This is a genomic window from Stenotrophomonas sp. STEN021, from assembly GCF_056760175.1.
The window spans coordinates 1-23,029 of record NZ_JBRREH010000081.1 but is presented as its reverse complement, the minus strand read 5'-3'; the positions used below and the strand labels follow the sequence as shown (position 1 = coordinate 23,029).

Genomic DNA, 23,029 nt, shown 5'->3' with positions numbered 1-23,029 from the left:
GCCGGTGTCGCGTCCGTAAACGAAGATGCCTGCAATTGCAGGCATCTGTGTATCTGAGTCTTCACTTGCTTCGCGGCTTACGCCGCTCCTACAAAAGCCGCGTCAGCCAACCGTTTGTGGGAGCGGTATGAACCGCGAAGCAACTGAGGTGTCAGATACAAAAATGCCTGCAATCGCAGGCATTTTTCTTGCAGACAAGACATCTGCTTCGCGGCTCACGCCGCTCCCACAAAAATCAGAATGCCGATCAGCCCGGCCCGTTCTCCAGCACCCGCTTCAGGAACGGCACGGTGATCCGCTTCTTTGCCGCCAGCGATTCGCGGTCCAGCCGCTCCAGCAAGGTCACCAGTCCGCTCAGGTCACGGCCGGTGCGGGTCAGCAACCAGTCCAGCGTCGCCTCATCCATCACCAACCCACGCCGCACCGAACGTTCGCGCAGCACTGCGCCACGGCCTTCGGCATCCAGCGGCTCCAGGGTGATGCGGCTGCACTGCGACAGACGTGAGCGCAGGTCCGGCAACACCAACCCCAATCCATCCGGCGGCAGCCGCGAGGTATAGATCACGGTCACATCGGCAGCGCGCGCGCGGTTGTGGAACTCGAACAGGGTGATTTCCTGCTCGCGCCGGCCGGCAACATATTCCAGCCCATCCAGCGCCAGTACGTCGTGCCCCTCCAGCGCTTCCAAGGCGTCCTGCAGGCGCGTGCCTGCGGCCTGCAATGGCAGGTAGGCCGGTCGGCGCCCGGCCTGCAATGCAGCGGCGCAGGTGGCCAAGGCCAGGTGCGTCTTGCCGGTAGCACCGGCACCCACCAGATAGATCCAATCCTGGCTGCTGCCATTGGCAACGGCGCGCAACTGCGGCAGCGCACCTTCCGGCGCACCGATGAACGTTTCAAAGCGCTGGTCTGGCGGGTAACGCAAGGCCAGCGGTAACTGCGGCACACTCACTTAGGTTCTACATCCTTCGACACGATGCTCAGATCCGCCGGCACCTGAATGCTGCGCGGGTCCAACACAATCGTCGGCCCATGGCCGGCATACAACTCACTTTGGCGATAACGCTGGTGCGCATAGCGCAACAGGACGTTGATCACCGCCGCCGCTGGCAAGGCCAACAGCATTCCCAGGAAGCCAAACAACTGGCCACCTGCCATCACCGCAAAAATAACCGCGACCGGGTGCAGGCCAATTTTGTCACCGACGATGCGCGGCGTCAGCACATAGCTTTCCAGCAACTGGCCGACAGTGAAGACCACGCCCACCAACACCAGCAACTGCAGGTCAACACCCTGCGACTGCACCAGTGCCGCCAGCACTGCCATCACCACACCGGTGGTCGCCCCCAGATAGGGGATGAAGCTGATCAAGCCGGCAATCAGGCCGATCAACAGGCCCAGGTTCAAACCGACCAGGCTCAACCCTGCCGCGTACACCACACCCAAGGCAATCATCACCACGATCTGGCCGCGGATGAAGGCACCCAGCACGTCATTGGACTCACGCGCCAGACGCGTAACCACTTCGATATGGTTACGCGGGATCATCGATGCAACCCGCTCGACCAACTTGTCCCAGTCGCGCAGGAAGTAATAGGCCAGGATCGGCAACAAGGCCAGGTTGATCACCCAGGCCACCATCGCAAAACCCGAGCGCGACACGTAGCCAAAGAAGGTGGTCGCAACCCCGCCAGCCTGCTGCCAATGGCTGCGCACCCACTCGAAAAGACGGCCGGGGTCGAGCCAGGCCATGATTTCCAGGCCGGTTTTCTGCTCGAGCCACGGGATCGCGGTGTTCATCAGCCAGTCCTGTCCTTGGGGCAGGGCAGCAACCAGGGTAATGATCTGGCGTTGGATCAAGGGCACCAGGATCAGCAACGCCAAGGCCAGCAGCAGAATCATCAACACGAATACCAGCACCACCGCGGTGTTGCGCGAGCGGCCCCGGGCTTCCAGCCGGTCAACCAGCGGGTCGCCCAGCCACGCCAGCATCAAGGCGACCACGAACGGGGTCAGCACCGGTGCCAGCAGCCACATCACCCACAGCCCGAAGGCGCTCAACACCACCCACTTGAGCCGGCGCAGGAACAGCGCGATTTCCATTTCCGCTGTATCAGTACTCATCGAATGCGGTACTCCGCGCGGCGGCTGCCGCTGTTCTGATCCGTCGATGCGTCCGCATCACCTTCGTCCACCGCGCCCACCGGCTGCAAGGCGGCATCGCGCCCCAGCATGCGGTTGAAGCCGGGCAGACCGCTCATCAACTCGACATCCAGTTCCAGGCGGTCGCCAGAGGCCTGGATTGGCGTGATCGCCTTCACCACCGCCACGCTCTGCAAGGTGGCCGCCAGGCGCAGATAGTCATCCGCGCTGCGGATGCCGCTGACCACGATCCGGTAAATGCCAGGAGCACCACCGACCGGAGCCTTGGCATAACGCCGCACCAGCGCATCAGCGGCGCCATCGGCACCGGCCATCATTGCGCGCCGCGCGTCGGCGTCGTTGCTGGTCCATTTGGACAGCTCACGCCCGTTGTCGACAAACACCCAGTCGGCAACCCAGCCACCGCCCTTGCCACGGTACAACTTGCCGATCAGCTGCATCGGCGGCGAATAGCGTGACGATGCCCGCGCTACCGCAGCGGTATCCTGACGCCAGATCGCCCCAACCAGCGCCTGCTCGGCCGCGCCGCCCGCGGGCAGACCGAGCTTGAAGCCACGTTCAACCGCGCGGTCCAGCAATGGCCGCGCCGCATTGGACTGCGGCACACCGACCAGACGTGGGCCGCTGCCATCATCAATGGCCAGCCAGACCACCGGCTTGGGGCGCGGCTGCGGCCACACCGGCAAGCCCAGCGCCGCCACCAGCCCGTCGACGTCATCCTGGCGGAAGCGTGCCACCAACATGGTGCGGAAGCTCGGCGCGCCACTGGCGCTGACGCTTTGGTCCTGCCGGTAGTCATAACTTTCGACCATGTCCTTGGCGCTGCGCAGGGCCTGCGCAACGCCTGGTCGCGCCAGTGCACTGCGGTCGCCGGACAGCTTGGCCAGCACTGCGCCCAGCGCGCGCGCCAGTCCGCCGTTGCGATCGGCCTCGCTTTGGCTGTTGACCGGCACCTCGGCCTCATAGGCACTGCTGGCGCCAGCCACGTCCCCTTCGGTACGCATGCCGGACGACTGCGCCTGCACCAGTGAAACAGGCAGGCAGAGCGCCAGAAACAGGATTGTGACCAGGCTGCGGCGCATTGAAATTTCCATTGCTCGACGATTCCGGAGGGAATTGTTGCCCGAATGGGGCCTTCACGCCAACGTGGCCTGTTAAAATCGACCGTTCACCCCGCCAGTGCAGCCGCCAGTGACCAGCCCCTCGACCTCTGCCAACTCTCCCCTGACCTACCGTGACGCCGGTGTCGACATCGACGCGGGCAACGAACTGGTAGAGCGTATCAAGCCGCTGGTAAAGCGCAGCTTCCGCCCGGAGGTGATGGGCGGACTGGGTGGCTTTGGTGCCCTGTTCGACCTCTCCAACAAGTACCGCGAGCCGGTACTGGTGTCCGGTACCGACGGCGTCGGCACCAAGCTGAAGCTGGCACAACAGCTCGGCCGCCACGACACGATCGGCATCGACCTGGTCGCCATGTGCGTCAACGACGTGCTGGTACAGGGCGCTGAGCCCTTGTTCTTCCTGGATTATTTCGCCACCGGCAAGCTGGACATCGACACCGCTGCGGCCGTGGTCGGCGGCATTGCCAATGGCTGCACCGAGGCCGGTTGCGCGCTGATCGGCGGCGAAACCGCCGAAATGCCCGACATGTACGCCCCGGGCGAGTACGACCTGGCCGGCTTCACCGTCGCCGGTGTCGAAAAGAGTGAACTGAAGGACGGCGCGGCCGTTGCCCTCGGCGACGTGCTGATCGGCATTGCCTCCTCCGGCCCGCACTCCAACGGTTATTCGCTGGTGCGCCGCATCTATGAACGTGCCGGCAGCCCGGCCGAGCTGGTGTTGGAAAACGGCGTCAAACTGGTCGATGCGCTGATGGCGCCGACCCGCCTGTACGTCAAGCCGATCCTGTCGCTGCTCAAGACCCATGGCGCAGCCGTGCACGGCATGGCCCATGTCACCGGCGGTGGCCTGACCGAAAACATCATCCGCGTGGTGCCGGAAGGCCTGGGCCTGACCATCGACGCCAGCAGCTGGCCGCTGCCGCCGGTGTTCCAGTGGCTGCAGCGCGAAGGCAATGTGGCCGACAGCGAGATGTGGCGCACCTTCAACTGCGGCATCGGTTTCGTGCTGCTGGTACCGGCCAACCAGGTCGCCGCCATCAACGCCACACTGGATACGCTGGAGCTGGCGCATTGGCAGATTGGTGAAGTGGTGGCTGATAACGGCGCTGAACGCGTCCACATCGGCTGAGCCAACGCCTACATGACAGCCGCCAAGAAGGCCGCCTTCATCGGCGCGCTTGTTGTTTTCGCGCTTACCTGGATCAAACCGCTATGGCCTGTGGAACAGGCCCTGCACAGCTCGCTGACCGTACTCGGCCTGCTGGCGCTGTGGTGGGTGGACCGCCGCTGGCCCTTGGGCAGCGGCGCCTTCGCAGCGATCTGTGGCTTCATCCTCCTGCACAGCATTGGCGCCCGCTGGCTGTACTCCAACATTCCCTATGAACAATGGGCGCAGGCCCTGTTTGGCTGGTCGCCGAACGCCGCCTTCGGCTGGGAGCGCAATCATTTCGACCGGCTGATCCACCTGCTGTACGGCATCTGTTTCACCCCGGCACTGACCCAACTGGCCCGCCATGGCTGGCCGGCGCTGCGCCTTGGTCAGGCCTTCACGCTGGCGGTGATGACCGTCATGTGTACCAGCCTGGCCTACGAATGGCTGGAATGGGGCATCGCCCTGGCGCTATCGCCTGAAGCCGCCGAGGCCTATAACGGCCAGCAGGGCGACATTTGGGATGCGCACGCGGACATGTTGCTGGCCACCCTCGGCAGCCTGGCGGTATGGCCGTTGCTGCGGAAATCGCACGCATGAGCCCCCTGCCCCGTCTCGCCGTGCTTGCCTCCGGGCGCGGCAGCAACCTGCAATGCCTGCAGGAGGCGATAGCCGCCGCTCAGCTGGATGCGCAGATCGTCGGCGTGTTCTCCGACAAGCCCGGCGCCGCCGCATTGGACAAAGTGCCGCCGGCGCTGCGCTGGGCGCGCTCACCCAGGGATTACGCTGACCGCGAGGCGTTTGATGCCGCGCTTGCCGACGCGGTGGCCGCAAGCCAACCGGACTGGATCATCTGCGCCGGCTATATGCGCATCCTCGGCGCGGGCTTCGTGCAGCGCTTCAGCGGCCGCCTGGTGAACATCCACCCTTCGCTGCTGCCTTTGCACAAGGGGCTGCACACCCATGCCCGCGCCATCGAGGCCGGCGATGCCGAGCACGGTGCCAGCGTGCATTTCGTCGTACCGGAACTGGATGCCGGCGCGGTCATCGCCCAGGCACGGGTCCCGGTACTGAACGACGACACCGCTGAAAACCTGGCAAAACGCGTGCTGGCGGTCGAACATCCGCTACTGCTGGCCAGCGTACAGTTGCTGGTCGCCGGCCGACTTGCTGAACAGGACGGAGCGGTCCACTACGACGGTCAGTCTGTGTTTAGTCCATTGCGCCTAGATTCCGCCGGAACCCTCCGCCGCTGATCCACACAGGCTGCTGATGTGTGGTTTGGCAAGATCTCCCCTTATCCCTGCCCTCGTCCTCACATGGCCATAGCGCATTTCAAACCATTGGTTTTGACCGCACTGCTGGTATCGGCCGTCAGCCACGCCCAGCAAACGCCCTCAGCTGCGGCTGCTCCGGCGCAGGCACCGGTTACCTTGGCACCGCCGGCATTGGAGTGGACCCCACCGGCACTGGAGCCCTTCGTCGCTACCTACCAGGCGTTCTACAAGGGCAAGGAAGCCGGTGATGCCACCATGCGCGTGGTCCACAACAACGACAGCCAGTGGCGGGTGGACATGGCCGTGCGCGGCAAGCGCGGCTTTGCCAGCATCCTCGGGCTGAACATCGAACAGAGCAACGTGTTCAACAACGAAGGCAGCGTCTACACGCCGCTGAGCCAGAGCACGGTCAAAAAAGCCCTGTTCATGAGCAAGAAAGTGACCGGCGTCTACAACTGGCAGGCCGGTACCGCACAATGGCAGGGTGACCTGAAGGACGAACGGCAACGCCCCATCACCCTGCAGCGCGGCGACCAGAGCGCCCTGGTGCTGAACCTGTCGCTGATGCGCGATGCACGGCCCGGACAGGCGCTGCAGTACCGTTTCGTCGATGTCGGCCGGGTGCGCCAGTACGAATACCGCGCCGCCGACACCACTGAAAACGTGCAGGTGGGTGATCTCAGCTATGACGCCTTGCGGGTTTACCGCACCAACGGCGGCAATGATGAAACCATCCTGTGGATTGCCAACGGCGTACCCACCCCGGTTCGCATTCTGCAACGCAAAGATGGGCAGGACGAAATCGACCTGCGCTTGATCGAATACCAAGGAGCCTGAGCATGAAGCTTTCCCACCGCCCCCTGCGTTACCTCGTTGCCGCCGCCCTGGTCGCGGCCAGCCTGCCGGCGTTGGCATTCGAGCCATTCACCGCCAATTACCAGGCCAGCTACATGGGCATGCAGGCCAATGGCGTGATGTCGGTAACTCCTGCCGGCAACAACCAATGGCGCTACAGCCTGCAGATCAAGAACCCGATGGCGGAACTGAGCCAGGCCACCGTGTTCGACGAACAGGGCGGCAAACTGCGTCCGCTCAGCAGCCATGATCGCTCGGTGGTACTGATCAAGCGCAAGCAGGTGGATGCACGCTATGACTGGACCAGCGGCCAGGCCACCTGGACCGGCGACGTGAAGCCCGAGCGCAGCGGGCCGATCCGCCTGCAGAGTGGCGACATGGATGCACTGCTGATCAATCTGGCCATTGCCCGCGATGTCACCGCTGGCAAGCCACTGACCTATCGCATGGTTGACGATGGCCGCATCAAGCCCATGACCTACCGGGTGATAGGCAAGGAGAACCTGACCATCGGCGGCAAGCAGCAGGAAGCCACCAAGGTGTCGCGCGTGGACGGCAACAAGGAACAGATCGCCTGGATCGTCCCCGGCATGCCGGTACCGGCACGCCTGCTGCAACGCGAGAACGGCCAGGACGCACTGGACCTGACCATCCGCTCGATCAACTGACCAACCAACCCTACTCCGACGCGCCCGGCCTGATGCCGGGCGTTTTCATGGATGAGCCACAGTGACCCAAGTTCGTAAATTCGCCCTGCTCCCGCTTGCAGCTGCCCTGTTTGTATCCCTGGCCCCCACAGCGGATGCCGCCGTACAGCGTTTCGATGGCCGCTACACCGCCAGCTACAAGGGTCTCAGCGCAACCGCGCGAATGACCGTTACCCCGGCCCGCAATGGTTCCTGGATGTACCTGCTCACCTTGGATCACATGCTCGCCAAGCTGAGCCAGGCCACTGTGTTCCAAGACATGGGAACACAGTACCGGCCACTGGGCGGCAGCGACCGGACCAGTTATGCCTCGGTCCAGCGCGGCGTCATTACCAGCTACAACTGGGCCGCCGGCCAGGCGCGATGGAGCGGCGACGTCAAACCCACCCGCGCCGGCCCGGTGGCCCTGCAGAATGGCGACATGGACGCCCTGCTGATCAACCTGGCATTGGCACGCGACGTGCCCGCCGGGCGCCCCCTGTCCTATCGCATGGTCGAAAACGGGCGTGCGCGGCCGATGAACTACCGGGTGATCGGCCGCGAGCAGGTCACCATCGGTGGCCGCAACTACGACGCCACCAAGGTTGCCCAGGGCGGCGCTGAAAAGCAGACGATCGCCTGGATCGTGGCCGGAATTCCGGCACCGGTGCGCATGGTCCAGCGCGAGAACGGCGCCACCACGATCAGCCTGCAGATGAATTCCTGGTCGCGCTGAGCGCAGCGCGCAACAACAGCCAGGCGTTGCCCGGGCAAGCGACAGTCAACCCGGGGCCTGGGCAACCGTTGCAACAGGTAACGGCAGGGCTCAAGCGGGGAACTCGCCTCGCCTGAGCCACATCAACCCTGGTACGCCGCACTTGCCCGGGCTTGCTCGCTGGTAGCAAGAGGCGCCGCAATGCTGCAGCGCTGATCCGTTACTTGGAGGCGTCTTTCTTGAACACCGTGCGGCAATCGCGACGAAACTCTTCGCCACTTTTGCGCCAGATGAAGCTGCGGCAATGGCGATCACCTTCTTCGCTGTCCTTCACCTGCACCGCATAGAAGGCCTGCAGGAACTCGTCGCGACTGACCTGGCCATCGCCATTCCAGTCCATCTGTTCCTTTTCAACGCCCTGGGTAATGGCCACGCCGCTGTACCAACCCCAGCCCAACCAGGCCAGGGCCAGCAGCACCAAGGCCAGCAGGGCCTTGCGACGCGGGGTGAACCGGCCCTTGAGGATCATGCGATCCGCCGCACGTTGGCACCGAGCCCACTGAGCTTTTCCTCAATGTTTTCGTAGCCACGGTCAAGGTGGTAGATGCGGTCGATGCTGGTCTCGTCAGCAGCCACCAGACCGGCCAGGATCAAACAGGCCGAGGCGCGCAGATCGGTCGCCATCACCGGCGCGCCGCTGAGCCTTTCAACACCACGGATGATCGCGGTATGGCCTTCGATCTGGATGTCGGCGCCCAGGCGCAGCAGCTCGTTGACATGCATGAAGCGGTTTTCAAAGATGGTTTCCTTGATCACGCCTACACCCTCGGCCACACAGTTCATGGCCATGAACTGTGCCTGCATGTCGGTCGGGAATGCCGGGTGCGGTGCGGTGGTGATGTTCACCGCCTTGGGCCGCTTGCCGTGCATGTCCAGGGTGATGCTGTCCTCGGTGGTGCTGATTTCAGCACCGGCTTCGGTCAGCTTGTGCAGCACTGCGTCCATCGTGTCCGGGCGCGCATTGCGCACCGTGACACGACCACCGCTCATCGCCGCCGCCACCAGGAAAGTGCCGGTCTCGATGCGATCGGGCAACACTGCGTGGCGGCCCCCGTGCAGGCGCTCGACGCCTTCCACAACCAGGCGCGCGGTGCCGATGCCTTCAATCTTCGCGCCCAGTGCGATCAGGCAATGCGCCAGATCGGCCACTTCGGGCTCCATCGCGGCGTTCTCCAGCACCGTGGTGCCTTCGGCCAGCACGGCAGCCATCAGCACGTTCTCGGTGCCGGTGACGCTGACCATGTCGAAGGTATAGCGACCGCCCTTCAGGCGCCCGTCGACGTGGGCCTTGATGAAGCCGTTCTCGACGGTGATCTCCGCGCCCAGCGCCTGCAGGCCCTTGATGTGCTGGTCAACCGGGCGCGAGCCGATGGCGCAACCGCCCGGCAGCGACACTTCGGCCTTGCCGAACTTGGCCAGCAACGGACCCAGCACCAGGATCGAGGCGCGCATGGTCTTGACCAGCTCATACGGTGCCACGTGTTGATTGACGGTGCGCGGATCCACCACCACCGCGCTGCCGCGCGACAACGTGCCTTGGTCGATGGTGACCTTGGCACCCAGCTCACCGAGCAGCTTCACGGTGGTGATCACGTCGTGCAGATGCGGCACGTTGGTGATTTCCACCGGCGCATCGGCCAGCAAGGTGGCGCACAGGATTGGCAGGACGGCGTTCTTGGCGCCGGAGATATGAACCTCACCGTTCAGCGCATTGCCGCCGGTGACTACGATTTTTGCCATGGATTTAAGGCCGGTATAAGGAGATAGAGAGTGCGCCGGCTCAGCCGGCTTCACCCGGGGTAATGGTTTTCAGTGCCAGCGCATGGATCGCACCGCCCATCAAGTCACCCAGCGTCGCATACACCATGCGGTGGCGCGCCAACGGCATCTTGCCGGCAAATGCCTCACAGACCACCGTGGCCTCGAAGTGCACCCCGTCCTCGCCCTGCACGTCGGCGCGGGCGCCCGGCAGGCCGGCTTCGATCAGATTTCGGATGGTCTCGGCGTCCAAAGCGCTTTCCTAATAAAATGAACCCCCATTCTACTCTCCGAGTGGCATCCGTATGGCTGCTTCCCCGCTTTCCCTGGCTACATTGCGCGACGCCGATCTGGTGGCCAGTGGTCACCGCGTGTTCGAGATCGAGCGCGACGAACTGGACCGGGTAGGCGGTCGCATCGGCGCGGCATTCGCCGCCGCCTGCAGGCTGGTACTGGCCTCGCGCGGCCGCGTTGTCACCACCGGCATGGGCAAGTCCGGGCATATCGCGCGCAAGATCGCCGCCACCCTGGCCTCGACCGGCACGCCCTCGTTCTATGTGCACCCGGGCGAAGCTGGGCACGGCGATCTGGGCATGATCACCGAAGATGACGTGGTATTGGCGCTTTCCTATTCCGGCGAATCGGACGAAGTACTGACCCTGCTGCCGGTCTTCAAGCGTCAGGGCAATCCGTTGATTTCCATGACCGGCCGGCCGCAGTCGAGCCTGGCCTTGGCTGCCGACGTGCATCTGGACGTCAACGTGGATCACGAAGCCTGTCCGCTGGCCCTGGCCCCGACCTCCAGCACCACCGCCTCGCTGGCGATGGGCGATGCGCTGGCGGTGGCCCTGCTGGACGCGCGCGGCTTCACCGCCGACGACTTTGCCCGCTCACACCCGGCCGGCAGCCTGGGCCGGCGCCTGCTGCTGCATATCACCGATGTGATGCATGCCGGCGACGACCTGCCCTGCGTCAGTGATGACGCCAGCCTCAGCCAGGCCTTGATGGAAATGAGCCGCAAGCGACTGGGCATGACCGCCGTGGTCGATGCCCAGGGCAGGCTGGTCGGCCTGTTCACCGACGGCGACCTGCGCCGCGCGCTGGACACCGATCTGGACGTGCGCACCGCCAGCATCGCCCAGGTGATGACCCGCAACCCGCGCACCATCGGTGCCGACCAACTGGCCGCAGAAGCCGCGCGACTGCTGGAAACCCACAAGATCAATGGCTTGATCGTGGTAGATGGCGACAATCACCCCGTCGGCGCCCTGAACATTCATGACCTGTTGCGGGCAAAAGTCGTCTAAACCCCGCACAATCAACGACCTCGGACCAACACCCGACCTGCCGCAACGGATACTGCCTGCCAATGCCTTACTCGCCGCTAGCGCTTTTCCCCGCCAATCTGCACGCCACCGCCAGCAGCATCCGCCTGGCCTGCTTTGACGTGGACGGCACCCTGACCGACGGCCGCCTGTTCTACGACCACGCCGGCAACGAAAGCAAGGCGTATTACGTGCAGGACGGTCTGGGCCTGAAGCTGCTGCAGCAGCACGGCATCCATCCGGTGCTGATCACCGCCCGCAACAGCCTCTCGGCGCAGCGGCGCGGTGCCGATCTGGGCATCGACACCCAGATCGCAGTCGGCGACAAGCTCGCCAGCGTGCGTGCATTGTGCGAGCAACATGGCATCGGCCTGGACCAGGTCGCCTTCATGGGCGACGACCTGCCCGACCTCGCGCCGCTGGGCGCGGTCGGCCTTGCAGTGGCCCCGGCCGATGCGCATCCCTGGATCGCCGAGCGCGTGCATTGGCAGACCCGCGCCCAAGGCGGGCGTGGCGCAGCGCGCGAACTATGTGACGTGTTGCTGGCCGCGCAGGGCAAGCTGGATGCAGTCCTGGCGAGGTTCTCCTGATGACCTGGCGTTCGGTTCTTGGTCTTGGCCTATTGCTGGCCGCCCTGCTCAGCGGCTGGTCGGCTTGGCGCAACCGCGCCAACACGGCGCCTACCGCTATTGAAGCAGGCAGCACCGACTTCACCCTGACCGACTTCGAGATCGTCGCCCTGGACAAACAAGGCAAGGAATCGATGACCCTGCGTGCACCGTCAATGGTGCGCATTCGTGCCGACCAGACGTCCACCATAACCAAGCCACTGTTCCTGTTGCCCGACGCGGCCGGGCAACATTGGCGGCTGAGCGCCGATACCGGCTGGGTCAGCCCCAAGGGTGAGGAACTGCGCCTGCGTGGCAGCGTTGCTGGCGACAGCCCCGCCGATGGCAAGACCCCGCCAACCACGTTCCGTACCGACGCGTTGGATGTGTTCGCCGAGCAGAATCTCGCGCGCACCGATGGACAAGTGACGCTGACCCGACCGGGCCTGTCGCAGACCGGTGTCGGCTTCCGTGCCAACCTCAAATCCCAGCAGTATTCACTCCTTTCCCAGGTCAAGACCCGCTATGAACCCAAAGCTGCCCGCTAAGCTCGCGTCGATCACGCTGCTCGCCGCCCTGCTCGCACCCGGCCTGGCGTGGTCCAAGGCATCGGATCGCAACCAGCCGATGACCATCGATTCCAACAACAATGACTGCAACTTCAGCGACAACGGCAAGTGCCAGTTCAGCGGCAACGTGATCATTACCCAGGGCTCGATGGAGATCCATGCCGATACCGCCGATGTGATCCGCAAGAACGGCGAAACCGAGCGCGTGATCCTCACCGGCAAGCAAGCCACGCTGAAGCAGCAGATGGATGACAACACCTGGATGAACGCCCGTGCCGACAACATGGACTACAACATCAACAGCGAAGTCATCATCCTGACCGGCAACTACAAGGTTGAGTCCGAGCGCGGCACCAATGCCGGCCAGCGCATGGTCTACAACACCCGCAGCGGCGCGATGCAGAGCGGTGGCGACGGCACCCGCGTGCGCACCGTGATCCAGCCCAAGAACAAGGCGCCGGCAGCGGCGGGAGAGGCCAAGTAATGCTCGTTGCCCAAGGCCTGCGCAAGCGCTACAAGAACCGCGAAGTCGTCAAGGACTTCGGGCTGACCCTGGATGCCGGCGAAGTGGTCGGCGTGCTCGGTCCCAACGGTGCCGGCAAGACCACCTGCTTCTACATGATCGTCGGCCTGGTCGCCGCCGATGCCGGCAGCATCGTGCTCGATGGCAAGGACATCACCTCCGAGCCGATGTACGAGCGCGCCAAGCTCGGTGTCGGCTACCTGCCGCAGGAACCTTCGGTGTTCCGCAAGCTCAGCGTGGCCGACAACATCCGCCTGGTGCTGGAGTTGCGCGAAGACCTGGACAACGCAGGCCGCGAGCGCGAACTGTCCTCACTGCTGGACGAACTGCAGATCAGCCATGTGGCTGACCAGACCGGTGCCAGCCTCTCCGGCGGCGAACGCCGCCGCTGCGAAATCGCCCGCGCGTTGGCCGCGAGGCCGCGCCTGATCCTGCTCGACGAACCGTTTGCCGGCGTCGACCCGATCTCGGTTGGCGAGATCCAGCGCATCGTGACCCACCTCAAGCAACGTGGCATTGGTGTGTTGATCACCGATCACAATGTGCGCGAAACCTTGGGAATCTGCGACCGGGCGTATATCCTCGCTGAAGGCAGCGTACTGGCGCAGGGGGCACCGGAAGATCTGCTGGCCAATACCGACGTGCGCCGTGTCTATCTCGGGGACGCTTTCACCCTCTGAGTCGCAGCGCCACGTCGGGCCCCTTCCCGAACGGATCAGGCATGAAAGCTCGGCTGCAGACATCGATGGGACAGAACCTGGTCATGACGCCGCAGTTGCGTCAGGCCATCCGTCTTCTGCAGATGTCCAGCACCGAGCTCGAACTTGAACTGACCGAGGCGGTGGAAACCAATCCATTGCTGGAATGGGCCGAGAATTCCGAAGGCACTGACGGCGACGACGCTCCCGCAAGCAGCGCCAACGATGATGCCCCCATCGATCCCGCACAGGGCGAGATCAACGCCGATGGCGAAGACTGGGATGGCGGCGATGAGGACTGGAGCAGTGCTCGTTCCGGCTCCTTCGATGGCGACGAAGGCGACGAACGCGAACAGGCCGAAGATGGCGACACCCTCGCCGATCACCTGTTGTGGCAACTGCACCTGACCCACCTGGGGCCATGTGATCGCGCCATCGGCGTGGCCTTGATCGACGCCTTGGATGAAGACGGCTATCTGCGCGAACCCCTGTCAGCCATCGCGCAGACCCTGCTACCTGAAATCCACGCCGACGAAGACGAGATCGTGGCGGTACTACGCCAGATCCAGCGCTTTGACCCGGCCGGGGTTGGCGCACGCAGCCTGGGTGAGTGCCTGGGCCTGCAGCTGGACGTACTGCCCTGCCAAACCCCTGCGCTTACCCTGGCCCGGCGCATCGCCGATGGTCCGCTGGAGCGCCTGCCGCGCGCCGGCATCAGCGGCATTGCACAGGAACTCAAGCAGCCTGTCGCCGACGTGGAAGAAGCCGTGCAGCTGCTGCGCTCGCTCGATCCACGCCCGGGCAAGCAACTGGGACAGATGACCTCGGACACCTATGTGGTGCCCGATTGCGTGGTCTGGCGCCAACGTGGCATCTGGCGCAGCGCACTGGCTGGGCACGCGGGCCCCAAGGTGGTCATCAATCAAAGCTACGAACAACTGATCCGTCGCTGTGGCGATGCCGATGCCAGCTATCTGCGCGCGCAGCTGCAGGAAGCACGCTGGTTGCTGAAAAGCCTGCAGGCACGCGGCGAAACCCTGTTGCGTGTGGTCAACAGCCTGCTGCATCACCAGGCCGGCTTCCTGGAATTCGGCGAACAGGCACTGCGCCCGCTAACGCTGCGTGAAATCGCCAGCGAACTGGACCTGCACGAATCCACCATTTCGCGCGCCATCGCCCGCAAGTACGTGCGCACCCCGCGTGGCACCCTGCCGCTGCGCGCCTTCTTCGCCTCGGGCATTGATACCGAGGGCGGTGGCGAGGCATCGAGCACCGCCATCCAGTCGATGATCCGCAATCTGATCGATGCGGAAAACCCGCGCAAACCGCTTTCTGACGCCAAGCTGGCTGAGATGCTCAAAACAAGTGGCATACCGGTGGCGCGCCGCACCGTTGCGAAGTATCGTGAGGCCATGAACATCTGTGCCTCTCACGAACGCGTCCGCATCGCCTGAAGCATTCGTTGAGCAGCGCAGGGTTCATTAGGCAACCCCGAACCACAGGAGGAATCCGATGCGTATCGAGACGTATGGCCAGCAAGTTGAAGTCACGCCTGCCCTGAAGGAGTACGTGGAAACAAAGCTGGAACGGCTGGGTCGGCACTTCGACCAGCACTGCGAAGTCCGCGTCCAGTTGTCCACCCGCAAGCCTGACTACCTCGTCGTCGCCACGGTGAATCTACCCGGGCGCACCCTGCACGCCGATGCTGCCGAACCCACCATGTACGCAGCCATCGACGTCTTGGCCGACAAGCTCGACCGACTGGTCATCAAGCACAAGGAAAAGCATCTTCCCCACGCATCGCATGCTCTGCGCGACAATGGCTGATCTTTATACCCAGCCGTAAGCCAACATGCCGTTGACCGACCTGATGGCGGCCGTGAGTACCCAGGTACTCGCGGCCGCTGATCGAGACAGCACCCTGATTGCCGCCTCCCGCCTGCTTGCCTGCCGTGAGGCCGGCGCGGACAGCCTGTTTTCAAGCCTGCGCGAACGTGAGAACGTCGGCAGCACCGCCATTGGCCACGGCATCGCCATCCCCCACGGGCGTTCGGATACCTTGCAGGCCCCACGCGGCGCCCTGCTACGGCTGCAGCAACCCGTTGATTTCGGCGGCGACGAACCGGTCGATCTGGTCTTCGCGATGGCCGTACCCGCGCACTACACCCACCAACACCTGATGCTGTTGTCGGAGCTGGCAGAGATCTTCTCCGACCCCGACATCCGTCAGGCGCTGCGCGTCGCCCCCGATGCACAGGCCCTCAAAGACATCATCATCAACCCGCAGCAGGCGCGTAGCGGATGAATACCAGCATCACCGCCCAGGAACTGTTCGACCAGCAACGCGAGAAGCTCGACCTGCGCTGGGTCGCCGGCCATGCCGGTGCGCAACGTGAGCTGGAGGCGGGCAATACCGTCTCGCGGCGGCCTTCGCTGGCCGGCTACCTCAACACCATCTATCCCAACAAAGTGCAGATCCTCGGCACCGAGGAACTGACCTGGCTGGATTCGCTGGATGCCCGCCAGCGCTGGGAAGTGATCGAGCGCATCATCCAGGCGCGGCCACTGGCGCTGGTGATCACCAAGAGCCACGGCTGCCCGGAAGACCTGCGCTCGGCCGCCGATGAATCGCAGACCCCGTTGTGGGTGTCGCCGCGCCGTGGCCATGAGCTGCTCAACCACCTCAGCTACCACCTGGCCCGCACGCTGGCGCCGCGGGTGATCCTGCATGGCGTATTCATGGAAATCTACTCCATCGGCGTGCTGATCACCGGTGAGGCAGGTTCAGGCAAGAGCGAGCTGGCACTGGAACTGCTGTCGCGCGGCCACCGCCTGGTTGCCGACGATGCCCCCGAATTCACCCAGATCGCCCCGGACGTGCTCGATGGCACCTGCCCGGAGCTGCTGCAGGACCTGCTGGAGGTGCGCGGCCTGGGCGTGCTGAATGTCCGTCAGATGTTTGGTGACACGTCTGTAAAGAAGAACAAGTACCTTCGCCTCATCGTCCACCTGACCAAGCCGATGACCGAACCCAGCAGCTATGGCTATGAGCGCCTGACTGGCGATTCCGGCAAGCGTCACGTGCTGGATCTGGATGTACCCTTGATCACCCTGCCAGTGATGCCGGGACGCAACCTCGCCGTGCTGACCGAGGCTGCCACCCGCCTGCATATCCTGCGCACCAAGGGCATCGACCCGGCGGCAATGTTCATCGCCCGCCATAGCAACCTGTTGGAGCAACGCAGTCCATGAGTGCACATCCTGCATCGGTACTGATCATCGTCAGTGGCTTGTCCGGCTCGGGTAAGTCGGTGGCCTTGAAGACCTTTGAAGACCTCGACTACTACTGCTCGGACAATATCCCGGTAAACCTGCTGCCGGAGTTCGTGCGTGGCGTGCTCGGCGAGCGCGATGAGAATCGCCCGCAGCGGCTGGTGGTCGGCATCGATGTACGCGGCCGCAGCGATCTCAGCCAGCTTGCAGCCTGGCGCAAAACCGCGCTGGACTACGGCATCGAGGCACGCCTGCTGTTCTTCGAAGCCGACGACGACACCTTGCTCGCCCGCTATGCCGATACCCGTCGCCGCCATCCGCTGAGCCATATGGGCCTGTCGCTGCCGGAAGCGATTGCGCGCGAGCGCGAGCTGACCGCGCCGCTGCGTCGCGAAGCCGATGCCATCATCGATACCACCCGCCTCAACGTGCATCAACTGCGCCGTCGGGTAATCACCGAATTCGCACTCAGCCACGAAAGCAAACTGTCGCTGCTGTTCGAATCCTTCGCCTACAAGCGCGGCGTGCCGGCCGAGGCCGACTTCGTATTCGATGCACGGGTGCTGCCCAATCCACATTGGGACCCGGAACTGCGCTCATTGACCGGGCGTGACCGTGAAGTGCGCGACTATCTGGATGCCCAGCCCGACGTGGTGCGCTACGTCAGCCAACTGCAGGAACTGCTCGACACCTGGCTGCCCAAGCTGGGCAGCGAGACCCGCAGCTATGTCACCGTGGCCTTTGGTTGCACCGGCGGCAAGCACCGCTCGGTCTATCTGGCCGAACGGCTGGCCAGGCATGCCCGGGACCAAGGTTGGCAGGACGTGGCCACCTTCCACCGCGAGCAGGATTGAAAGGCGCGCGTGCCAACACCGCGCATGCCCTGAATGGCACACAGAAGACAGTTTTAAGCGCTATCGCGGACTTGCCCTGACCTGTTAACGTTCAGGCATGACCTGCGGCATTCTCCTAGTTACTCATACCGGTGTCGGCACTTCCCTGCTGGAAGTGACGACTGCCTTGTTGCGGCAATTGCCGCTGAAAACAGAAGCGTTCGAAGTGCCGTTCGACGCCGACCTGGATGCCCTGCTGCCTGCCGCTTCGGCGGCGATGCGGCGGGTGGAAGGTGAAGGCGGCGTGTTGATACTGACCGATCTGTATGGTGCCAGCCCGAGCAATCTTGCCGGCAAACTGGCACGACTGGGCACCCCCACCCGGCGCGTATCGGGATTGAGTCTGGCGATGTTGCTGCGGGTAATGAACTATCCGGAACAGGGATTGGACCAACTGCCCGCCACTGCGGCGGCGGGCGCTCGCAACGGAGTCATCACCGACGATGCTTGAAAAAGAACTCATGGTTTCCAACCGGCTGGGGCTGCATGCCCGGGCTACCGCCAAACTGGTGCAGGTGCTGTCCGGCTTCCGCTCCAATGCCACCCTTGTGGCCAAGGGCCGCGAGGTCAACGCCAAAAGCATCATGGGCGTGATGTTGCTGGCCGCCGCGCAAGGCACACCGGTCACGGTGCGCGTGGATGGCGAGGACGAGGCTGCCGCACTGGACGCCGTAACCGCCCTGTTCGAGCGCCGTTTCGACGAGGACAATTGATGTTGCAGGCCGTGCCCGCTGGTGCAGCCCTAGCGTGGAGCCGGCAGCGGTGACCCGTTTACTGGGTCTGCCCGCTTCCCGTGGCACCGCGTTGGGCCGTGCCCGCGTGCGCCTGCCGCACGTACAGGACATTGGTGAAAAGCGCGTTGCGGCCGCTGCGGTCGAACACGAACTGGAACGGTTGCACCGCGCCACCGATGCCGCACGCCAGGAAATGCGCGAGTTGCGCACGCGCCTGCAAGGTGCATTGCCAGCCGAGGTAGGCGAGTTCCTCGACCTGCATGCCATGCTGCTGGACGACCCCGAACTGCTGACCGGCCTGGACGAGCTGGTACGCAGCAAGCGTTACAGCGCCAGCCATGCCCTGCGCGTGCAGCGTGACCGCCTGGCCCAGGTGTTTGAAGGCATGGAAGATGCCTACCTGAAAAGCCGGATGGACGACCTGGATCATGTGATCGGCCGCATCCAGTCCTTCCTGCACAAACGTAACACCACCATGAAGGGGCTGGCCGGCGAAATCCTGGTCTGCGAGAACGTTGCTCCGTCGGAGCTGGCGCAACTGCAATCGCAGGGTGTGGTCGGCATTGTCAGCAGCGCCGGCAGCGTGCTCTCACACAGCGCCATCCTCGCCCGCAGCCTGCATATGCCACTGGTGGTGGCCGCCAGTGCGGTGCTGCAGAAGGTCAGCGACGGCGACGTGCTGATACTGGACGGCGGCAGTGGTGAGATCGTGGTTGATCCGGGCCCGGACGACCTGCGCCAGTACCGCCTGCGCCAACGCGAACTGGCCCGCGAACAACGCGAGCTCGGCCGCCTGCGGGCCAAACCCACCCGCACCCTTGATGGCACGGAAATCACCCTGCTGGCCAATGCCGAATCGCATGACGACGTGGCCCAGGCGCATGCGCTGGGTGCCCGCGGCCTCGGCCTGTACCGTACCGAATTCCTGTTCATGCAGCGCAACCAGCTGCCTGATGAAGAAGAACAGTTCCACGTTTACCGCGACACCGTGCTGGGCATGAGCGGGCGCCCGGTCACCATCCGCACCCTGGACCTGGGCGCGGACAAGGCGGACCGCACCGGGCTGGTACTCAGCAGCGAAGAGAACCCGGCACTGGGCCTGCGCGGCGTACGCCTGTCATTGGCCCGCCCGAAAGTCTCCGACACCCAGCTGCGGGCGATCCTGCGCGCCTCCGGCTACGGCCCGCTACGCATCCTGGTGCCGATGCTGACCACGCGTGAAGAAATCATGGCGGTGCGGCGGCGGCTGTCACGGCTCGCCGCGATCCTGCGCAATGACGGCCACGAAGTGGCCGAAAACATCCCGGTCGGGGCGATGATCGAAGTACCGGCAGCGGCGATCGCACTGGAGACCTTCATCGACCAGGTCGACTTTCTGTCGATCGGCACCAACGATCTGGTCCAATACCTGCTGGCCGCCGACCGCAACAACGACGCCGTGGCCGAGCTGTATTCGCCCCTGCATCCGGCGGTACTACGGTTGCTGTACCAGGTGATCGAAACCGCGCAGCGGCATGAAACCCCGGTGGCAGTCTGCGGCGAAATGGCAGGTGACGCGCGCATGACAGGCCTGCTGCTGGCCCTGGGACTGACCGAGTTCAGTCTGCACCCGGCAACTTTGCTGGAAGTGAGGCGTGCCATTCGCGAAGTGAACCTGGCCGAGCTGCGCCTGCAGGCCCCGCATTTGCTGGCTGCACGCGACCGACGCGGCATCGAACGCTGGATCACCGGCAGCGCCGGAAACTGATTCCGCGAGCAACGGTTATATGCAAGCCCGCGCATCGCACGTGATAATGGCGGGCTAAACACCGCCGTTGGCGCCCAGCCGCCGCGGACAGCGGCCATCACCATACCGGGAGCTGCGCATGGCCGAAGCCGTACGCCACGACAAGACCGCACGCCAGCTGCGCCTGCTTTCCGATGCATTGGACAGCGGCCGGTTGGGACCGGTGCGTCGCTTGGTCAACACCTTGTCACCGGCCGAGATCGGCAACCTGCTGGAATCGCTGCCGCCGGGCAAGCGCGAGGTTGTGTGGGGGCTGGTCGATCCCGAGGACGACGGCGAGGTATTGGTGCATGTCGGTGAAGACGTGCGCGAAAGCCTGCTGGCGGACATGGACGCGGACGAAATCATCGCCGCAGTCGAAGACCTGGACATCGATGACCTTGCCGATCTGGTCGAGGACCTGCCCGACACCGTCATCGACGAAGTCCTCAAGTCGATGGACCGCGAGAACCGCGAGCGGCTGGAGCAGGTGCTGTCCTATCCGGAAGACACCGCCGGCCGCTTGATGAACCCGGACGTGGTCACCGTGCGCGCCGACGTCAATGTCGACGTGGTGCTGCGCTACCTGCGCCTGCGTGGCGAGCTGCCCGACCATACCGACCATCTGTTCGTGGTCAGTCGCCGCCACCAGTATCTGGGCCGACTGTCACTGGCCTCGCTGGTGACCCACGAGGACACCACCCCGATCAACCGACTGATCGACGACGAACAGCCGGCCATCGACGTGGGCGAAAGTGCCGACGAAGTGGCCCGCCAATTCTCCGACCATGACTGGGTCTCGGCACCTGTGGTGGACGACAACAACATCCTGATCGGCCGCATCACCATCGATGACGTGGTCGACATCATCCGTGGCCAGGCTGATCACCAGGCCTTGGGTGCGGCCGGTCTGGACGAGGACGAAGATCTGTTCAGCCCGGTCTGGCGCGCCATGCGCCGGCGCCTGATGTGGCTGTCGGTGAACCTTTGCACCGCCTTCCTCGCCTCCAGCGTGGTCGGCCATTTCGAAGGCACCATCGACAAGCTGGTGGCGCTGGCGGTGCTGATGCCGATTGTCGCCGGCTTGGGCGGCAATGCCGGCACCCAGGTGTTGGCACTGATGATCCGCGGCCTGGCCTTGGGCCAGGTGGGCGCCTCCAACGCCCGCACTCTGCTGTGGAAAGAACTGCGTGTGGCCCTGCTCAACGGCGTGGTACTCGGCACGGTGCTCGGCCTGATCGTATTGGCGTGGTTCCACATGCCAGGGCTGTCGCTGGTGATCGCCATCGCACTGACCTTCAACCTGCTGTTTGCCGCATCCGCCGGCGTGCTGGTGCCGTTGACGTTGAAACGTCTGGGGTTCGACCCGGCGTTGGCCAGCGGCATCTTCCTGACCGCAGTCACCGATTCGATGGGTTTCTTCACCTTCCTCGGCCTGGCCACGCTGGTGCTGCTGCACTGATTGCGAAACCGTAGCCCGGGTAAGCGCCAGCGCACCCGGGGCTTTCCGCGAAGAACTCCCGGGTGCGCTTCCGCTTACCCGGGCTACACTTGCCCGCCCTTGTTCCAGGCCCTGCCCATGACCATCACCGTCAACGACTACTACCAGACCGGCTGGCGCGAAGAGCTGCATCACTGCCCCGCCTGCGAATGGAAAGGCAGCTCACGGCAGATGGAAATGGAGCTGCACGACGAGCAGACCGAATACGCCTGCCCCGAATGCGAGTACCCACTGCTGGTCGTGCAACACCCGGACCTGGCCCAGGTGCAGGCCGCTGCCGCAGCTGGCAATGAAGAAGCCCAGCAGCAGCTGGCAATCCTGGCAATGGCACCGCGCGGCTGAGCGCCTGCAGCGGAGCCCCCTACCGATTCGCCGCGGCTCCGGCTACGCTGGCCTCCACATCGCTGCGCGGGGGACGTATGCGTTATCTGCCTTGTCTTGCCCTGGCTTTGGCCTGCGCCAACGCACTCGCCGACGAACCCGTCGATCCGGTCACGCTCAGCACCACACAGATCTACTCGCAGCCCGGTGAGCCAGCACTGGGCAAGGAGTTGCGTGCTTCCGTACAGGAGGCCGGCACCTTGAATGTGAAAGGCGAGCATGCCCAGGCCAAAGCCCTGCTACTCGACGCCGCGCGACAATGTGACGCTTACCGTGCAGCGCCTGGACGGCGTTCTCTGAGCTTCCGCACCCAGCGGCAATACGAGCTTTACCTGCGCGACCATGGCGACGGCGAGCCCATCGACTGGCTGGACAGCGCCTGCGCCAACGTTTACATCCAGTTGGGCTACATCGCCGTGGAACTGCGCGATGCGGCGCAGGCAATACGGTGGTTGGACAAGGCGCATGCAACCGCGCCCTATGAGCCGGAAGCGCTGACCGAACGCGGCGCGGCGCTGAACATGAGCAAAGACTGGTCGGCAGCGCTGAGCAGTTACCAGCAGGCGCTGGCATTGACCCGCAGCCATCCTGAAGCAGCGTACGCCGAGGCGCTGGCACTACGCGGAACCGGCTATGCCTTGATTGAACTGGGTGACCTGGACGCAGCCCAGACAGCGTACGAAGAGTCATTGACACTGGAACCCGGCAATAAGGTCGCCGAGAACGAAATGACCTACATCCGCCAGCAACGCAAGCGCCAGGCAGGAAAACCATAGCCACCCAGGTAGTGCCGGGGCGGCCGCCGGCGGGGGGGGGAGGCCAAAAACAACCCCCCCCCGGCCCCCCCCCCCGCCGGGGGCGCTGGGTTGGGGGGTTTGGGCCGCCCCTTGGGGGTCTGTGGCTTCCCGGGCCGCCCCCCCGCCGCGCTGGGCGGGGCTCTACAGTAGGAATTCACCAGCCATCCCAAACTGCTGTTG

At 64.3% G+C, this 23,029-nt stretch carries 28 protein-coding genes; 22 read left to right on the top strand and 6 right to left on the bottom strand.

Features of this window, described 5'->3' with window-relative positions; translation table 11 throughout:
- Window positions 1-247 precede the first annotated feature (247 nt).
- The 3 genes from hda to ACVOL0_RS16010 are packed head-to-tail and all read right to left on the bottom strand — an operon-like array spanning window position 248 to window position 3,242.
- A complete protein-coding gene (hda, locus tag ACVOL0_RS16020) occupies window positions 248-949 on the bottom strand; it encodes a DnaA regulatory inactivator Hda (RefSeq protein WP_296250981.1) in 702 nt (233 codons plus the stop codon).
- Complete coding sequence (locus tag ACVOL0_RS16015) at window positions 946-2,121, bottom strand: AI-2E family transporter (RefSeq protein WP_481549926.1); 1,176 nt, start codon at window positions 2,119-2,121, stop codon at window positions 946-948. The genes hda and ACVOL0_RS16015 overlap by 4 nt, the downstream gene beginning before the upstream one ends.
- The gene (locus ACVOL0_RS16010) at window positions 2,118-3,242 is read right to left on the bottom strand and encodes a DUF2066 domain-containing protein (RefSeq protein ID WP_481549925.1); all 1,125 of its coding nucleotides are present in this window, start codon (window positions 3,240-3,242) and stop codon (window positions 2,118-2,120) included. The genes ACVOL0_RS16015 and ACVOL0_RS16010 overlap by 4 nt, the downstream gene beginning before the upstream one ends.
- Before the next feature lie 109 nt (window positions 3,243-3,351).
- On the opposite strand from ACVOL0_RS16010, the gene purM reads away from it, so the two are divergent.
- The 6 genes from purM (at window position 3,352) to ACVOL0_RS15980 (ending at window position 7,985) form a co-directional block, all read left to right on the top strand.
- On the top strand, window positions 3,352-4,410 hold the full coding sequence (gene purM / locus ACVOL0_RS16005; RefSeq protein ID WP_481549924.1) for a phosphoribosylformylglycinamidine cyclo-ligase: 1,059 nt from the start codon (window positions 3,352-3,354) through the stop codon (window positions 4,408-4,410).
- A gap of 12 nt (window positions 4,411-4,422) precedes the next feature.
- Window positions 4,423-5,031 (top strand): DUF2238 domain-containing protein, encoded by a 609-nt coding sequence (locus ACVOL0_RS16000; protein ID WP_481549923.1) that lies wholly within the window; start codon window positions 4,423-4,425, stop codon window positions 5,029-5,031.
- Complete coding sequence (gene purN / locus ACVOL0_RS15995; RefSeq protein ID WP_481549922.1) at window positions 5,028-5,687, top strand: phosphoribosylglycinamide formyltransferase; 660 nt, start codon at window positions 5,028-5,030, stop codon at window positions 5,685-5,687. The genes ACVOL0_RS16000 and purN overlap by 4 nt, the downstream gene beginning before the upstream one ends.
- Window positions 5,688-5,750: 63 nt before the next feature.
- A complete protein-coding gene (locus ACVOL0_RS15990) occupies window positions 5,751-6,545 on the top strand; it encodes a DUF3108 domain-containing protein (protein WP_481549921.1) in 795 nt (264 codons plus the stop codon).
- A gap of 2 nt (window positions 6,546-6,547) precedes the next feature.
- Window positions 6,548-7,231: a DUF3108 domain-containing protein gene (locus ACVOL0_RS15985; RefSeq protein ID WP_481549920.1), complete on the top strand. Its 684-nt coding sequence runs from the start codon at window positions 6,548-6,550 to the stop codon at window positions 7,229-7,231.
- Window positions 7,232-7,292: 61 nt separating this feature from the next.
- Complete coding sequence (locus ACVOL0_RS15980) at window positions 7,293-7,985, top strand: DUF3108 domain-containing protein (RefSeq protein ID WP_481549919.1); 693 nt, start codon at window positions 7,293-7,295, stop codon at window positions 7,983-7,985.
- Window positions 7,986-8,184: 199 nt separating this feature from the next.
- On the opposite strand, the gene ACVOL0_RS15975 is transcribed toward ACVOL0_RS15980, so the two are convergent.
- The 3 genes from ACVOL0_RS15975 to ACVOL0_RS15965 are packed head-to-tail and all read right to left on the bottom strand — an operon-like array spanning window position 8,185 to window position 10,035.
- The gene (locus ACVOL0_RS15975) at window positions 8,185-8,493 is read right to left on the bottom strand and encodes an EF-hand domain-containing protein (protein WP_481549918.1); all 309 of its coding nucleotides are present in this window, start codon (window positions 8,491-8,493) and stop codon (window positions 8,185-8,187) included.
- Window positions 8,490-9,764: a UDP-N-acetylglucosamine 1-carboxyvinyltransferase gene (murA, locus tag ACVOL0_RS15970; protein ID WP_481549917.1), complete on the bottom strand. Its 1,275-nt coding sequence runs from the start codon at window positions 9,762-9,764 to the stop codon at window positions 8,490-8,492. The genes ACVOL0_RS15975 and murA overlap by 4 nt, the downstream gene beginning before the upstream one ends.
- A gap of 40 nt (window positions 9,765-9,804) precedes the next feature.
- The gene (locus ACVOL0_RS15965) at window positions 9,805-10,035 is read right to left on the bottom strand and encodes a BolA family protein (protein ID WP_481549916.1); all 231 of its coding nucleotides are present in this window, start codon (window positions 10,033-10,035) and stop codon (window positions 9,805-9,807) included.
- A 52-nt stretch (window positions 10,036-10,087) separates the two neighbouring features.
- On the opposite strand from ACVOL0_RS15965, the gene ACVOL0_RS15960 reads away from it, so the two are divergent.
- The 16 genes from ACVOL0_RS15960 to ACVOL0_RS15885 all read left to right on the top strand — a co-directional run bounded on the left by ACVOL0_RS15960 (window position 10,088) and on the right by ACVOL0_RS15885 (window position 22,828).
- Complete coding sequence (locus ACVOL0_RS15960) at window positions 10,088-11,089, top strand: KpsF/GutQ family sugar-phosphate isomerase (RefSeq protein WP_481549915.1); 1,002 nt, start codon at window positions 10,088-10,090, stop codon at window positions 11,087-11,089.
- A gap of 62 nt (window positions 11,090-11,151) precedes the next feature.
- Window positions 11,152-11,697 carry a KdsC family phosphatase gene (locus ACVOL0_RS15955; RefSeq protein ID WP_481549914.1) on the top strand — a complete coding sequence of 182 codons (546 nt, stop codon included), beginning with the start codon at window positions 11,152-11,154 and terminating at the stop codon, window positions 11,695-11,697.
- The gene (gene lptC / locus ACVOL0_RS15950) at window positions 11,697-12,263 is read left to right on the top strand and encodes an LPS export ABC transporter periplasmic protein LptC (RefSeq protein WP_481549913.1); all 567 of its coding nucleotides are present in this window, start codon (window positions 11,697-11,699) and stop codon (window positions 12,261-12,263) included. Before ACVOL0_RS15955 ends, lptC begins: the two co-directional genes overlap by 1 nt.
- A complete protein-coding gene (gene lptA / locus ACVOL0_RS15945) occupies window positions 12,241-12,768 on the top strand; it encodes a lipopolysaccharide transport periplasmic protein LptA (RefSeq protein WP_481549912.1) in 528 nt (175 codons plus the stop codon). The genes lptC and lptA overlap by 23 nt, the downstream gene beginning before the upstream one ends.
- The gene (gene lptB / locus ACVOL0_RS15940) at window positions 12,768-13,487 is read left to right on the top strand and encodes an LPS export ABC transporter ATP-binding protein (RefSeq protein ID WP_481549911.1); all 720 of its coding nucleotides are present in this window, start codon (window positions 12,768-12,770) and stop codon (window positions 13,485-13,487) included. Before lptA ends, lptB begins: the two co-directional genes overlap by 1 nt.
- 41 nt (window positions 13,488-13,528) lie before the next feature.
- Window positions 13,529-14,959 carry an RNA polymerase factor sigma-54 gene (locus tag ACVOL0_RS15935; protein ID WP_481549910.1) on the top strand — a complete coding sequence of 477 codons (1,431 nt, stop codon included), beginning with the start codon at window positions 13,529-13,531 and terminating at the stop codon, window positions 14,957-14,959.
- A gap of 58 nt (window positions 14,960-15,017) precedes the next feature.
- On the top strand, window positions 15,018-15,332 hold the full coding sequence (hpf, locus tag ACVOL0_RS15930) for a ribosome hibernation-promoting factor, HPF/YfiA family (protein ID WP_282267862.1): 315 nt from the start codon (window positions 15,018-15,020) through the stop codon (window positions 15,330-15,332).
- Between the two features lie 25 nt (window positions 15,333-15,357).
- Window positions 15,358-15,810 carry a PTS sugar transporter subunit IIA gene (locus ACVOL0_RS15925; RefSeq protein WP_481549909.1) on the top strand — a complete coding sequence of 151 codons (453 nt, stop codon included), beginning with the start codon at window positions 15,358-15,360 and terminating at the stop codon, window positions 15,808-15,810.
- Window positions 15,807-16,757, top strand: coding sequence for an HPr(Ser) kinase/phosphatase (gene hprK, locus ACVOL0_RS15920; RefSeq protein ID WP_313170345.1), 951 nt, complete (start codon window positions 15,807-15,809; stop codon window positions 16,755-16,757). The genes ACVOL0_RS15925 and hprK overlap by 4 nt, the downstream gene beginning before the upstream one ends.
- Window positions 16,754-17,632, top strand: a complete 879-nt coding sequence (gene rapZ, locus ACVOL0_RS15915; protein ID WP_481549908.1) for an RNase adapter RapZ — start codon at window positions 16,754-16,756, stop codon at window positions 17,630-17,632. Before hprK ends, rapZ begins: the two co-directional genes overlap by 4 nt.
- Window positions 17,633-17,729: 97 nt before the next feature.
- Window positions 17,730-18,122 carry a PTS sugar transporter subunit IIA gene (locus ACVOL0_RS15910; RefSeq protein WP_313170341.1) on the top strand — a complete coding sequence of 131 codons (393 nt, stop codon included), beginning with the start codon at window positions 17,730-17,732 and terminating at the stop codon, window positions 18,120-18,122.
- Window positions 18,115-18,384: an HPr family phosphocarrier protein gene (locus ACVOL0_RS15905; protein WP_481549907.1), complete on the top strand. Its 270-nt coding sequence runs from the start codon at window positions 18,115-18,117 to the stop codon at window positions 18,382-18,384. Before ACVOL0_RS15910 ends, ACVOL0_RS15905 begins: the two co-directional genes overlap by 8 nt.
- 49 nt (window positions 18,385-18,433) lie before the next feature.
- Window positions 18,434-20,152, top strand: coding sequence for a phosphoenolpyruvate--protein phosphotransferase (gene ptsP / locus ACVOL0_RS15900; protein WP_481549906.1), 1,719 nt, complete (start codon window positions 18,434-18,436; stop codon window positions 20,150-20,152).
- Between the two features lie 118 nt (window positions 20,153-20,270).
- Window positions 20,271-21,632: a magnesium transporter gene (gene mgtE / locus ACVOL0_RS15895; protein WP_282267877.1), complete on the top strand. Its 1,362-nt coding sequence runs from the start codon at window positions 20,271-20,273 to the stop codon at window positions 21,630-21,632.
- A 117-nt stretch (window positions 21,633-21,749) separates the two neighbouring features.
- The gene (locus ACVOL0_RS15890; protein ID WP_481549905.1) at window positions 21,750-22,013 is read left to right on the top strand and encodes a hypothetical protein; all 264 of its coding nucleotides are present in this window, start codon (window positions 21,750-21,752) and stop codon (window positions 22,011-22,013) included.
- 77 nt (window positions 22,014-22,090) lie between these two features.
- Window positions 22,091-22,828 (top strand): hypothetical protein, encoded by a 738-nt coding sequence (locus tag ACVOL0_RS15885; protein WP_481549904.1) that lies wholly within the window; start codon window positions 22,091-22,093, stop codon window positions 22,826-22,828.
- Window positions 22,829-23,029: the final 201 nt, after the last annotated feature.